Origin of the sequence: Exobacillus caeni (genome assembly GCF_005747095.1) — a bacterium.
Taxonomy (GTDB): Bacteria; Bacillota; Bacilli; order Bacillales; family Guptibacillaceae; genus Exobacillus; species Exobacillus caeni.
In genome coordinates this window covers 436,718-450,403 of sequence record NZ_SWLG01000001.1, presented here as the reverse complement: position 1 = coordinate 450,403, position 13,686 = coordinate 436,718, and the positions used below count along the sequence as shown (strand labels likewise).

Here is a 13,686-nt window from a genome sequence, read left to right as displayed (position 1 = left end):
CGCCGATCGCTTACGCTTTTACAAAAGAGATTTTTTAATCTCTTTTTGAGGGGCAGCAAAGATGAATCGCTTTGTTGTCTTGTTTTAAAAGCTGTTTAAAAATACATATTAAAGGCCGGGTTTAGGACCCGGCCTTTGTTATTGCTTTATTTATTTTATTACACACCAACGCCCGTACGGCTTTTAATTTCTTTTCCCACATACTTCGCCATGTCTACTACACGGCAGGAATAGCCCCATTCGTTGTCGTACCAGGCAAGTACTTTAACTTTGCGGTCTTCGACAACCATCGTGGAAAGGCCATCTACGATCGAGGAATTTTCATTTCCGTTAAAATCTATTGACACTAAAGGTTCATCTGTGAAACCAAGGATTCCTCTTAAGGGCCCTTCTGAAGCACGCTTTAGCGCATCGTTCACTTCATCAATTGTCACATCTTTTCTTACGTCTACAACTAGATCTACCAGTGAAACGTTTGGTGTTGGAACACGAAGTGCCATCCCGTTTAGCTTTCCTGTCAGTTGAGGAAGCACTTTAGAAATTGCCTTTGCAGCACCCGTAGAAGTAGGGATAATCGATTGGCCGCATGCACGCGCACGGCGCAGGTCCTTATGCGGATTATCAATGTTTTTCTGGTCATTTGTGTAAGCGTGAACCGTTGTCATCATCCCTGACTCGATTCCAAACTCTTCATCGATTACTTTCGCGACAGGAGCAAGGCAATTTGTTGTACAAGATGCATTTGAAAGCACATGGTGTACATCAGGGTTGTATTCGCTTTCATTTATGCCCATCACAATCGTAAGATCTTCATCTTTACCAGGCGCTGTAATGATTACTTTTTTCGCTCCTGCTTCGATATGGTAGCCAGCTGTCTCTTTTGATCTGAACTTACCAGTTGCTTCGATCACGATATCTACTTCCATCTCTTCCCATGGAAGCTGTTTAGGGTCGCGGTTATTTAATAATTTTACTTTTTTTCCGTCTACGATAATGCTGTCTTCAGTAGCTTCTACCTCTCCTTCAAAAGTACCGTGTACACTGTCATACTTAATAAGGTGGCTCAACGTTTCTGCAGGATAGCTTGCGTTGATTGCTACCACTTCTAATTCATTATCTAAAATGGCTTTGCGAAAAACCATACGTCCAATTCTTCCAAACCCATTAATCGCAATTTTGGCCTTCATGTAAAGTTCCTCCTACCCATCATCTTATATATGTTATACTTTTCTTACCCTTTTTCAAAATTAGTATAACATATAATATGCAAAAGGAAAGCTAATTTTACGATTAATTAGGTTTTATTTAGAAAAAGGCAAATGACCAGTGAATATATTGTAACAACTACTGTCATTTTAGCTTTGTTGCCGTGGTAGGACACATAACAAAGAGACAAAAAATGCTTGTTTTCTCAATTGAGAGAATGGTTGATTTCCGTCCGGCAGGAGGGCGGAGAGCCTCCCAGGTGCAAAGCATCAGGGAGCTGACTAACGTGTCAGCTCCCATCATAATCGATTTCTTCTAAAAGAAAATCTAACCCCTGGATACCAGGGCATTCAAGAATTGTCCTGCTCTGCAAGCTAACACTGTTGTTTTCAACACCCCAAAGCTGCCACTCCACCAAATTCTTATGTATCAGTATTCCTTACTAAAAATCATAAAACAAAAAGACCGCTCTCCGGCCTTTTTATGTGTGAATAACCTTCCAGCGTTCCAACACTATTAGAAGCTGGCTTCTAGTTTCTTCGATTGTTCCATTGTTGTCAATTATTTCATCAGCCAACAAACGCTTTTCCTCTAAAGGCATTTGAGAGCCTATTCGTTGCCTGGCATCTTCCTCACCGTTTTTATCGCGTTCGATTAACCTTTGAAGTTGTATATCATCACTCACATAAACGAGCAGCGTCTTATCAACCATGTGGGTTAGATCGCTTTCGAATAGAAGAGGGATATCCATTACAACAGTTTCGCTGCCGCTTTGAAAGTGTTCTTTCGTATCTTTTCGCATTTTTTCCCGCACTGCCGGATGAACGATTTTATTTAGCACCTTGCGCTTCTCTTCGTCCTTAAAGACAATCGAACCAAGTTTTTTCCGGTCGATATATCCTGTTTCGAGCAAGATGTCCCCACCGAAGTACTCGACAATATCCTGATAAGCATTCTCCCCTGGTTCCACTACTTCTCTTGCTGCTGCATCTGCATCTACTACCGGGATATTTAACTCCTTAAACATCTTTGACACAGTGCTCTTTCCACTCGAAATACCGCCTGTAAGCCCGATGATCAAAACAACCAACCTCCTTACTATGTAAGGCCGCTTTCCATAAAAAAGCGGCTGTTCATTTAACCATACTAATATTTACTACTGGCAAAGCTAGATTTTAAAAACACCGATAACGATCAATAGGAATCCCGGTAAGAAGGAAAGTTTCTCTACCCATTTAAACCTTGAGGCAGCATTTCCAAATTTTAAACCGAGCATAACGAAGGCAGAGCTCATTATCGCTATGCATACGGCCGTCCATAAAGGGGAGTATCCCACAAGCGACGCACCGATTCCTGCCCCGAATGCATCTAAAGAAAGGGCAGTTCCAAGCAGGATAGCCTCAATGCCAGTAATCGTACCTGAATCATCAAAATCTGCTACAGTGGGCTTTCGTAAAATTTGGATAACAACACCAAGCGATTTAATTTCAAGCTTGATCAATGTCCTTTGGACCGATTCCTTCTTATCTTCCTTTGACGGTCTCATTACTTGATAGAGAACCCATGAACCGATAACAATCAAAATAAGACCGCCTATTTTTTCTGCAGCAACCGGGGAAAGCCATCCCTGGATTAAATAGCCCGCACTCATCGCAACCAAAAGAGTAATTGCTGAACAACAAGAAATAATCACGATAGACTTAAATGGAATCTTCATTTTTCTAAGTCCATATGTTAATCCCACACTAAATCCATCGATACTTACAGCAAAGGCTAATAAGAAAAGGGAAATCCATTGCATTGTCTTTTACTCCCTCCATTCAACCCTAGAATAGTATATGGAGGGAGCTTATTCGATGTACGTTATCCTATCGTTTTTGGCAATCAGGGCAATAATGGGTACCTCTGCCGCCTACAACGTTTTTCTCAATCTCGCTCCCGCAAATACGGCAAGCTTCTTTATTTCTTCCATAAACATAAAGGCTTTGCTGGAACATTCCCATCTGCCCCTGTCCGTTCACATAAGAACGGATTGTACTGCCACCCTGTTCTACAGCTTCAGAAAGCGTGCCGATAATCGCTTTATGGAGAAGGGAGATTTCCTCTTCTGAAAGCTGGTCGGCTATTTTTTCAGGATGTATTTTCGCTTTAAAAAGCGCTTCATCCACATAAATGTTACCGAGACCAACAATATGTGTCTGATCGAGAAGCGCTACCTTTATTTTCCGTTTTGTTTTACGCACTTTTTCGGCAAGTATTTCAGCAGTGAACTCATCTGACAATGGTTCAAAACCTAATTGAGATAGCGGCAAATGCTTCTCTTCTTCACCTCTTGGAAATACATGCATCGTTCCAAATTTTCGTACATCCCGATAGCGAAGCTCTGTTCCATCTGTGAATGTAAAAAAAACATGGGTATGCTTATCATAGTCATCTGTTTGGTCAGCGAGAACATAACGGCCTTCCATCCTAAGATGGGATACAAGAACATCGAAATCTAAAATAAACTTTAAAAACTTTCCTCTTCTCTGTATATCATGAATGGTTTGTCCAACTAGCCTCATGCGGAATTCTTCTGTATCATCAGGCAGCTTGACGATTTTAGGCCAGTGTACCTTTACATCGGCTATTTTCTTGCCGACCACAAGGTTTTGCAATGTTCGTCTAACTGTTTCTACTTCCGGTAATTCGGGCATATCAGTCTCTCCTCAAAAATCCTTTATCCTATTTAGCGTCATACCATGTTGAACCGTAGGAATAATCCACCTTTAACGGCACTTTAAGTTCAATTGCATTTTCCATAACTTCCGGCACGATTCGCTTTAAGTCTTCAATTTCTTCCTCAGGAGCTTCAAATATCAATTCATCATGTACTTGAAGTAGCATCCGTGCCTGAAGACCTTCTGTTTCAAGCCGCTCCGCCATTTCCACCATTGCTTTCTTAATGATATCAGCAGCAGTGCCCTGAATAGGGGTGTTCATTGCGGTTCTTTCTGCAAAGCTCCGCTGATTAAAATTGCGGCTGTTAATCTCCGGCAGGTATCTTCTACGATGCATAAGTGTAGAAACGAACCCTTCCTGCTTTGCATGCTGTACGATATCATCCATGTATTGTTTAACACCTGGAAAGCTCTCCAGGTAGCGATCAATAAATTGTCCTGCTTCTTTTCTTGTGATGCCAAGGCTTTGCGACAAACCAAAATCACTGATACCATACACGATCCCAAAGTTCACGGCTTTTGCATGGCGGCGCATATTGCCTGTTACTTCATCTGCCTCTACTCCGAAAACGTTCATAGCTGTTTTTGTATGAATATCCTGGTCGTTCCGGAACGCTTCTACAAGGTTATCGTCATCCGCAATATGAGCGAGTACCCGTAATTCAATCTGGGAATAATCTGCTGCAAATATCAGCCAATCCTTTTCTGAAGGAATAAAAGCTTCACGGATTTTCTTTCCTTCTTCCAGCCTGATCGGAATATTTTGAAGGTTCGGGTCAGTAGAACTTAACCTTCCTGTTTGTGTAAGCGCCTGCTGAAAGCGTGTATGGATTTTATTTGTATCTCTGTATATAACTTTCAGCAGTCCCTCGATATAGGTAGAATTCAACTTCCCGAGCTGGCGATAGTGTAGAATTTTTGAGATAATCTCATGTTTGCTTTCCAACTTTTCCAGAACATCCGCAGAAGTGGAATATCCAGTCTTTGTCTTTTTGATGACAGGCAGTCCGAGTTTATCAAATAAAACTTCTCCTAACTGCTTTGGAGAGTTAATGTTAAACTCTGTCCCGGCAAGCTCATATATTTCTTTTTCTATTTGCTGGAGCTTTTTGTTTAAATCTTTCCCCATTTTCTCCAGTCGTTTTAAATCCACTTTCACTCCGGTCGTTTCCATTTTCCCAAGTACCAGTGTTAAAGGCATTTCAAGTTCATAGAAAAGTTCATATTGATTGTTTTCTCGAAGCTCTTCTTCTAACTTATCTTTTAATTCATATATCGCATATGCTTTATTGACTAAGTGTGCTGACAAAACATCCTCTTCGGGTACTTTTCTTTTTGCTCCCTTTCCATATACCACTTCATCCGATTGGACAAGGTTCTTCCCCTGCCTTGCTGCGATTGCTGAAATATCGTGATTTGATTCGGAAGGATTTAGCAAATAAGATGCGATGACAAGGTCAAAGTCAACTCCCTCAAGGGGAACTTCCTTCCAGCCGAGACTCACGACCGCACTTTTCGCATCAAAAACCCATTTCTTCTTATCTTCATTTGCCGCCCACTCTCTGAAGGGTTCCGAAGATAGCGCAACATCTGTCGGGACATAAAACTTTCCTTTTTCATTTACAATCGCTATTCCCTGGATATCAGCATTATGATAGTTTTCATCCATTACCTCTACCATCAGCGCAGCCGGGGAATGAAGGGCCTCGTCTTTCACTTCTGTTAACCTTTCGAATTCCAATTCTTCTATATCTGCATCAGGTTCTTCAGTGCCCTCTCCTTCAATACGAGACAACAACGACTTAAAATCTAAATCCTTGAATAAGGCAGACACTTTTTTGGCGTCGTATCCCGAATACGAAATAGAATCCAGGCTAAAATCGATCGGAGTATCGCAGAAGATCGTTACAAGATCCTTGCTCATAACCGCCAGTTCATGATTATCCTGAAGCTTTTCCTTCAGCTTCTTTCCTGACACTTCCTCAATACTTTCATAAATGTTTTCTACAGTTCCAAATTGCTTTAAAAGCTTCAAAGCCGTTTTTTCTCCGACTCCAGGCACACCAGGAATATTGTCAGAGTTATCTCCCATCAAAGCTTTCATATCGATTATTTGCTCAGCAGATATACCATATTTCTCATGGAGGAATTCAGGATTGTACGTATCGATATCCGTAATGCCTTTTCTTGTCAAAGAAATCGTTATCTTATCAGAAACAAGCTGTAGCAAGTCTTTGTCTCCAGAAAAAACATTTACCTCATAGCCTTCTTTGGCAGCCTGTTTGGAAACAGTTCCAATGATGTCATCCGCTTCGTAATTTTCAATTTCATAACGAGAAATGTTAAACGCATCGAGCATCTCACGAATAAAATAGAATTGTTCGCTTAGTTCTGGTGGAGTCTTTTGTCTTCCGCCTTTGTATTCTGTGTATGTTTTATGGCGGAATGTGGTCTTACCCGCATCGAATGCCACCAGAATATGGGTTGGTTTTTCATTTTCTAATATTTTAAACAACATCGTTGCAAAACCGTAAACAGCGTTCGTATATACACCTTTTTCATTATTTAACAACGGCAGCGCAAAAAATGCACGGTAAGCAATACTGTTTCCATCGATTAAAACCAATTTCTTTTTCACACTCTTTCCTCCCATCAAGTCATAAACTGCTATATTTTAATTGCTAAAAAAGTTGTTATGTAAAAAAAACGTCGAACCTTCTTCATTTTACCATGATGGCAAATCGAAAGAAAATTCAACGGACCTTTTTATACATCTGCTTATAAATGGATTCACACATAAGCAGGCAAAAAAAAGAGACGAGATCGATTCTCGCCTAAAAAGATAAGTATGCTCTCGTCATGATGAAGGGGTCAATTATTACTTTACCTCATCACTTTAAAGGGCATATAAAGGTATTGTTAATTTTAAGTAAATCTTATTTTCTCTCTTTCAAAAAAGTAATGATGAATGACGTACCTTCTCCCGGCTCGCTTTCAACTTTAATGCTAGCATGATGAGCTTCAATAATATGTTTTACAATCGCGAGCCCCAGTCCTGTTCCACCTGAATTTCGGCTCCTCGCTTTATCAACACGATAAAAGCGTTCGAAAATTCTTGGAAGCTCTTCTTTATCAATTCCAATTCCAGTATCAGCAATTTTGAATTTCACCGTTTCACCTTGCTTTGTTACGGTAATCCGAATCTTTCCTCCGGGAGGCGTATAATTAATACTATTAGAAATCAAGTTCAGAAAAACCTGCTTCAGTCGGTTAGCATCAGCTGATATGACAGCATTTTCATCTGATGAAAAATCAATCGTAATATTTTTTTCGTCCGCCCGTTTTTTCATGATCAAGATGCTATTCTCCGCGAGCTGGCATACATCTACCTTCTGCCAGTCTAGTGAAAAATGAGCCTGTTCCAGTTTCGACAAATCGAGCAGGTCCTGGATTAAGCTTTGAAGCCGATCACTTTCCTCTAAGATAATTTTCAAAAAGTGTTCTCGAAACGCTTTGTTTTCCATCGCTCCATCCAACAATGTTTCAGCAAACCCTTTTAGCGACGTTACTGGTGTCTTCAGTTCATGTGAGACATTTGCGACGAAGTCTTTTCTCATTTGCTCAAGCTTTTTTATTTCAGATATATCATGGAAAACAAACACGACTCCCGTTAATTTGTCACCATTTACTAGAATAGGCGCACCTGAAACGTCAAAGTGCTTGATCTCAATCCCAATCGGCAGGCTTATTTGCTTTCGAACTGTCTTTTCGATCATAAACGTTTCTTCAATAATAGATGATAGCTCCGTAAAAGGAATAGCTTCATGGTAGACTTTATTCAACCACTGATCGGCTTCTACCTCGAAAGTTTCTTTAAAATGCTTATTAACGAGATTAATATAGCCTTTAGCATCGATTAAAATAAGCCCGCTATCCATGTTTTCGATCAGCGTCATCAATCGGTTCTGTTGCATTTCATATGATGAGGTCATATTTTGAAGGTTTCGGGCAAGAATATTCAGGGCATGGCTCAACTGCCCAGTTTCATCCATTTGATATTCGTAAGTTCTTGCTTTAAAATTTCCATTCGCCAGTTCATTCGCCACTTTTAATGCCCCTTCAAGCGGTCTGGTTAACTGTGTGGAGACCCGGCTGCTCATATATACCGTAAATAAGAACCCGATTAAAAACGTAACCACCAGCGTGCTCCACATTGTCTGCAGCGTATTCTCCGAACTTCCTTTAAAAACGAAGCTTTCAAATAGGTTGCCTATTATGACGATCAAAGCGATAAAAACGAAAAAGAGGAGGATAAACAAGGAATTCAGGAAGCGAAATCGAAATTTCCTCATTTTACTGTGAAGGCTCCTCTAGCTTGTATCCCAAACCTCTGATCGTTTTAATATACACTGGCCTTCTCGTGTTTTGTTCGATTTTTTCTCTTAAATGGCTGACATGGACGTCAACGATCCTCGTGTCCCCTACAAAGTCATAGTTCCAGACTGCGCTCAGCAATTGCTCCCTCGTGAGCACTCTACCTTTATGCCTGGCAAGATAGACGAGAAGTTCAAACTCTTTTGGAGTAACCTCCATCGTTTCTCCCTGGAAATATGCTTCATAATTGTCTGGGTAGACCTCAAGTTCGCCAATTTGGATTTTTTCTGTTTGCCCACCTGCGTTCTGCCGTTCAACTTCTTCCATGCGCTTAATTCGACGCAAATGTGCTTTCACTCTCGCCACTACTTCTCTTGGGCTGAAAGGCTTTGTCATATAGTCATCAGCACCTAATTCCAAACCAAGCACCTTATCGAACTCATCGTCTTTTGCTGTAAGCATTAGGATTGGTGTATGGATATGCCTCTGACGCATTTCTTTACATACTTCAAGGCCATCTAATTCTGGAAGCATTAAATCAAGTACGATAAGGTCTGGACTTTCCTTTTCTGCAACTTCTAACGCCTCTCTGCCATCCATTGCCGTCACTACTTCGTAACCCGCTTTCTCCAGATTGAATTGAAGGAGCGTTACAATGGATAATTCATCGTCTACTACTAATATCTTTTGGCTCATAATGGTCCCCCTAGTACGCTTTTTCCCCTATTCATCGTGACAACCAGCCAAAACATTTATTATCTATCTAATTTCATCATACTACTTTTTGTTTTAGCACAAAAGTCTTATCTCTTCTTAACCTTTCCAAAATAGTTGTTCATTATTTTCCCACTCCGTAAAAAAGAGCAGGCACAATCAATATGTTTCCACTGTTGTGGATTTGTTCCTATCTCCCTCAAAACAAAAAAAGCGCACAAAGGCGCTTTTAATCTTTGGTTATTCTCGCAAACTTTGTTTAATAAGGTTCTCATTAGAGATTAACTGCGACGTAATAAAAAGGCTTGTCGCTTCGGAAATACACTTCGCTAAGCTATGCTTTGAGGTTCCACATCTTTGAAAAACGTCAATTGATTCGAGCAGAGTGCAGTGACTCCTCGAAAATGTATTCACATTTTCTTCGCGATGTTACACTGCTGAAGCGTTGCCCGCGGAAAGCGAACTGCCCGTAGTGAAAATCAATGCTGATATTCCATCGCAGTTTATTCCTTTTGTGCAAAAATCTTTTCATTTGTTATTAAAAGTTCTCAAAGGCTGTAGTCGCAGTAAGCGGTTTCGTAGGATAAGGAGGACATACTTTAAAAGTCCCTTGTAAAACCTTGTTTTCCTCTTCGTCAAAACCCTCAACATTTATTTCTACACAATGACCTTCATGGTCAACATCTGTTACTTCAAACTTAAATTGCACTGTCGCATAATGATAGACAGGGTTTAAAAAGGAAACTTCCTGATGTGTTATACAGCTTCCCGGTCCGGGCAAATACTTTGAAATCGCACCTGTAATGAGGCCCAGAAGCATGATTTGTGGAACAATCGGTTTTTTATATGGAGTGAGTGAAGCATAGTCATGCTGAATAAATAAAGGATTATTATCATTGGATAAACCGAGGTAAAGCAGCAAATCCTTATCTTCTATTTTTTCTGAGATCTCCAGCTTTTCCCCTACACTAATTTCATCTATCTTTCTGCCGATTTTTCTCTTTTTTCCTAACAACATCTTTTCTCCCCCTTTAGCTAAGCTGTATCTTATGATGGTCACGCCCCCCTAAACCTTCTGCCTTTCCGAAAGATTCGGAAAATGTTTAAGTAAGCGTTTTCATGTCAGAGGTAGAAGAAAGAGATTTGGAACGAACCAAATCTCTACTTCCTATACTTTCTATTCTAACACTTTCATCACACTTCGTACAGACTCAGCAGATTTATCCAGCTGCTGCTTTTCTTCGTCAGTTAGCTCTAGTTCAATTATTTCTTCAAGGCCATTACCGCCAAGAATCGTCGGTACACCAAGGTATAAACCTTGATAGCCGTACTCGCCTTCAAGGTAAGCGATCGTAGGAAGAACACGGCGCTGATCCTTAAGGATCGCCTCTACCATTTCAACAAGTGAAGCTGCAGGTGCATAATAAGCACTTCCGTTTCCAAGCAAGTTTACAATTTCGCCGCCGCCTTTTCTAGTGCGTTCCACGATAGCTTCAAGACGATCGCTGGAAATCAACTTCTCGAGCGGAATGCCTCCAGCGTAAGAGTAGCGTACTAATGGCACCATGTCGTCTCCGTGTCCGCCAAGAACGAAACCAGTGATGTCTTTTACAGAAAGGTTTAATTCCTGTGCTACGAAAGTACGGAATCTAGCAGTATCAAGAACGCCTGATTGGCCGATTACACGGTGTTTAGGGAATCCCGATTCTTTGAAAACTGTATAAGTCATCGCATCAACTGGATTTGTTAATACAATAATCGTACACTCCGGAGAAAATTTGACTATCTCCTGTGTAACGTTTTTCATTATTTTAGCATTTGTATTAACAAGATCATCACGGCTCATGCCAGGCTTGCGCGCAATCCCTGCAGTGATCACAACGATGTCAGAATCAGCAGTATCTTCATAATTTGAAGTACCCGTAATGTTTGCATCAAAGCCTTGAACAGGACTAGCCTCAAGCATATCTAGCGCTTTTCCTTTGGTAGGGCCTTCTTGATTCGGAATATCCACTAAAACAACATCTGCAAGCTCCTTTTGTCCAAGGATAAAAGCAGTAGTTGCACCTGTAAAGCCAGCACCGATAACGGAAACTTTTCTTCTTTTAATCGCCATGTGTTGCCACTCCTTTTAGCAAGTTTTAAATAGAACAGCTATTAGCCCATGTTCTTGATTAAAGCATCAGCAAACCCAGAAGTTTTCACTTCAGTAGCACCTTCCATCAAGCGAGCGAAATCATATGTTACTTCTTTGCTAGCGATTGTTTCTTCCATTGATTCGATGATTAGTTTAGCCGCTTCATACCATCCAAGGTGCTCAAGCATCAACACACCTGAAAGGATCACAGAAGAAGGATTCACTTTATCAAGTCCTGCATATTTAGGAGCGGTACCGTGTGTTGCTTCAAAGATCGCATGGCCAGTCTCGTAGTTGATGTTTGCCCCTGGTGCGATTCCGATTCCGCCAACCTGTGCTGCAAGCGCATCAGAAATGTAGTCTCCGTTCAAGTTCATTGTAGCTACAACATCAAACTCTGCCGGGCGAGTTAAAATTTGTTGCAGGAAGATGTCTGCGATCGCATCTTTTACGATGATCTTGCCTTCTGCTTCTGCTTTGCTTTGAGCTTCGTTCGCAGCATCCTTGCCATCTCTTTCAACAATGCGGTCATATTCAGCCCATGTGAACACTTTGTCTCCGAATTCCTGCTCAGCAACTTCATAACCCCAGTTCTTAAATGCGCCTTCGGTAAACTTCATGATGTTTCCTTTGTGTACAAGGGTAACGCTCTTACGGTTTTCATCGATCGCATACTGGATCGCAGCACGCACAAGACGCTTTGTACCCTCTTCAGAAACCGGCTTGATTCCAATACCTGATGTTTCAGGGAAACGGATGTTTTTAGCTCCCATTTCTTCTTGAAGGAAGTTAATGACTTTCTTCACTTCATCAGAGCCGCTTTTGTACTCGATACCAGCATAGATATCTTCTGTGTTTTCACGGAATATAACCATGTCAGTGTCTTCAGGGCGTTTTACAGGAGAAGGAACACCTTTAAAGTAACGTACAGGGCGAAGACAAGTGAACAGATCAAGTTCCTGGCGAAGGGCCACGTTAAGAGAACGGATTCCTCCTCCGACAGGGGTTGTTAAAGGACCTTTGATTGCAATTATGTATTCCCTGATTGCATCAAGAGTTTCTTCTGGAAGCCACTCACCTGTTTTGTTATAAGCTTTTTCTCCAGCAAGAACTTCTTTCCAGACAATTGCTTTTTCACCGTTATACGCTTTTTCTACAGCAGCCTCTAGAACACGGGAAGCAGCAGCCCAAATATCAGGTCCGGTACCGTCACCTTCGATATAAGGGATAATTGGTTGATCAGGTACATTTAAAACTCCATTATTTACTGTAATTTTCTCTCCATTTGCCATAACAGTAATCCTCCTATATAGATAGTTGTAGTTTAGAACCATACATAATGGAGGGGGAATCACGCCCCTCCATCATGTGGTATTCCGTATCCATTAACTCAAAAAAATTAGCGCTGGTCAATCGGTACATAAGTCTGATGAGTATCACCAGTATATTCAGCACGTGGACGAATCAAGCGATTGTTGCTGTACTGCTCAAGAATATGAGCGATCCATCCGGAAACACGGCTTACTGCAAAAATCGGTGTGAACAGGTCATGGTCAATGCCAAGGCTGTGATAAACAGACGCAGAATAAAAGTCTACGTTTGGCGGAAGGCCTTTTTCGCTTGTCACGATTCCTTCCATTTTAGTAGACATCTCGTACCATTTGCTTTCTCCAGTAACGCTTGTAAGCTGCCTGGACATCTCTCTTAGATGCTTCGCACGAGGATCACCCTGTTTGTATACACGGTGACCGAAGCCCATGATTTTTTCTTTATTAGCGAACGCTCGCTCAAGATAAGGCTCCACGTTTTCAACAGTATCAATTTCGCTAAGCATTCTCATAACACGTTCATTCGCGCCACCGTGAAGTGGTCCTTTTAGGGCGCCGATCGCAGCAGTTACGCCAGAATACATATCAGAAAGAGTAGCTACACAAACACGAGCTGTAAATGTAGACGCATTTAATTCATGGTCTGCATGGAGTACGAGCGCTTTGTTAAATGCTTCAATAGCAATATCTTCCGGCTCTTCACCAGTTAACATATATAAGAAATTGGCAGCAAAAGAAAGCTCTTCTTTTGGAGCTACAGGTTCTTTTCCATCACGAATTCTAGAAAACGCTGTCACGATGGTTGGCAATTTCGCCTGAAGCTTAATCGCCTTCAAGTAGTTAGCTTCATCGCTCATATCGTCTGCTGCTTCATCATAAAGCGCTAGAGTTGAAACAGCTGTACGAACGGCAGCCATCGGGTTAACGCTTTCAATTGAATAGGACTTCATTTGGTCAATGATTTCCTTTGGAATCTGTGCATTCTTTGAAAGACTGCTCTTTAATTCGTTAAGCTCCTCTTTCGTAGGAAGCTTCCCGTTCCATAAAAGGTAAATCACTTCTTCAAAACTGGCATTTTCCGCGAGATCATCGATGTTATATCCTCTGTATGTTAATACATCGTCAACAATTGAACTAATAGATGAAGTAGTGGCAACTACGCCTTCTAATCCGCGTGTAGTGGTCATCTCTTATCTCCCTTTCCAAA

General features: G+C 41.2%; 11 protein-coding genes. All 11 read right to left on the bottom strand.

Annotated features, from left to right (window positions below):
• Positions 1–158: 158 nt before the first annotated feature.
• Positions 159–1,187, bottom strand: coding sequence for a glyceraldehyde-3-phosphate dehydrogenase (locus FCL54_RS02225; RefSeq protein ID WP_138122710.1), 1,029 nt, complete (start codon positions 1,185–1,187; stop codon positions 159–161).
• Between the two features lie 500 nt (positions 1,188–1,687).
• Positions 1,688–2,296: a dephospho-CoA kinase gene (gene coaE / locus FCL54_RS02220; protein WP_281281340.1), complete on the bottom strand. Its 609-nt coding sequence runs from the start codon at positions 2,294–2,296 to the stop codon at positions 1,688–1,690.
• A 78-nt stretch (positions 2,297–2,374) separates the two neighbouring features.
• Positions 2,375–3,007 (bottom strand): sporulation membrane protein YtaF, encoded by a 633-nt coding sequence (gene ytaF, locus FCL54_RS02215; RefSeq protein ID WP_138122706.1) that lies wholly within the window; start codon positions 3,005–3,007, stop codon positions 2,375–2,377.
• Positions 3,008–3,074: 67 nt separating this feature from the next.
• Positions 3,075–3,902 carry a DNA-formamidopyrimidine glycosylase gene (mutM, locus tag FCL54_RS02210; protein WP_138122704.1) on the bottom strand — a complete coding sequence of 276 codons (828 nt, stop codon included), beginning with the start codon at positions 3,900–3,902 and terminating at the stop codon, positions 3,075–3,077.
• A 28-nt stretch (positions 3,903–3,930) separates the two neighbouring features.
• Entirely contained in the window at positions 3,931–6,564 is a 2,634-nt protein-coding gene (polA, locus tag FCL54_RS02205) for a DNA polymerase I (RefSeq protein ID WP_138122702.1), read from the bottom strand.
• Positions 6,565–6,862: 298 nt separating this feature from the next.
• Positions 6,863–8,278: a two-component system histidine kinase PnpS gene (gene pnpS / locus FCL54_RS02200; protein ID WP_138122700.1), complete on the bottom strand. Its 1,416-nt coding sequence runs from the start codon at positions 8,276–8,278 to the stop codon at positions 6,863–6,865.
• A gap of 1 nt (position 8,279) precedes the next feature.
• Positions 8,280–8,996: a response regulator transcription factor gene (locus FCL54_RS02195; protein ID WP_138122698.1), complete on the bottom strand. Its 717-nt coding sequence runs from the start codon at positions 8,994–8,996 to the stop codon at positions 8,280–8,282.
• 556 nt (positions 8,997–9,552) lie between these two features.
• Positions 9,553–10,032 (bottom strand): MaoC/PaaZ C-terminal domain-containing protein, encoded by a 480-nt coding sequence (locus FCL54_RS02190; protein ID WP_138122696.1) that lies wholly within the window; start codon positions 10,030–10,032, stop codon positions 9,553–9,555.
• Positions 10,033–10,191: 159 nt separating this feature from the next.
• Positions 10,192–11,130: a malate dehydrogenase gene (gene mdh, locus FCL54_RS02185; protein ID WP_138122694.1), complete on the bottom strand. Its 939-nt coding sequence runs from the start codon at positions 11,128–11,130 to the stop codon at positions 10,192–10,194.
• Positions 11,131–11,171: 41 nt separating this feature from the next.
• Positions 11,172–12,485 (bottom strand): NADP-dependent isocitrate dehydrogenase, encoded by a 1,314-nt coding sequence (icd, locus tag FCL54_RS02180; protein ID WP_138122692.1) that lies wholly within the window; start codon positions 12,483–12,485, stop codon positions 11,172–11,174.
• 65 nt (positions 12,486–12,550) lie between these two features.
• Positions 12,551–13,666 carry a citrate synthase gene (citZ, locus tag FCL54_RS02175; protein WP_138122690.1) on the bottom strand — a complete coding sequence of 372 codons (1,116 nt, stop codon included), beginning with the start codon at positions 13,664–13,666 and terminating at the stop codon, positions 12,551–12,553.
• Between the last annotated feature and the right edge of the window lie 20 nt (positions 13,667–13,686).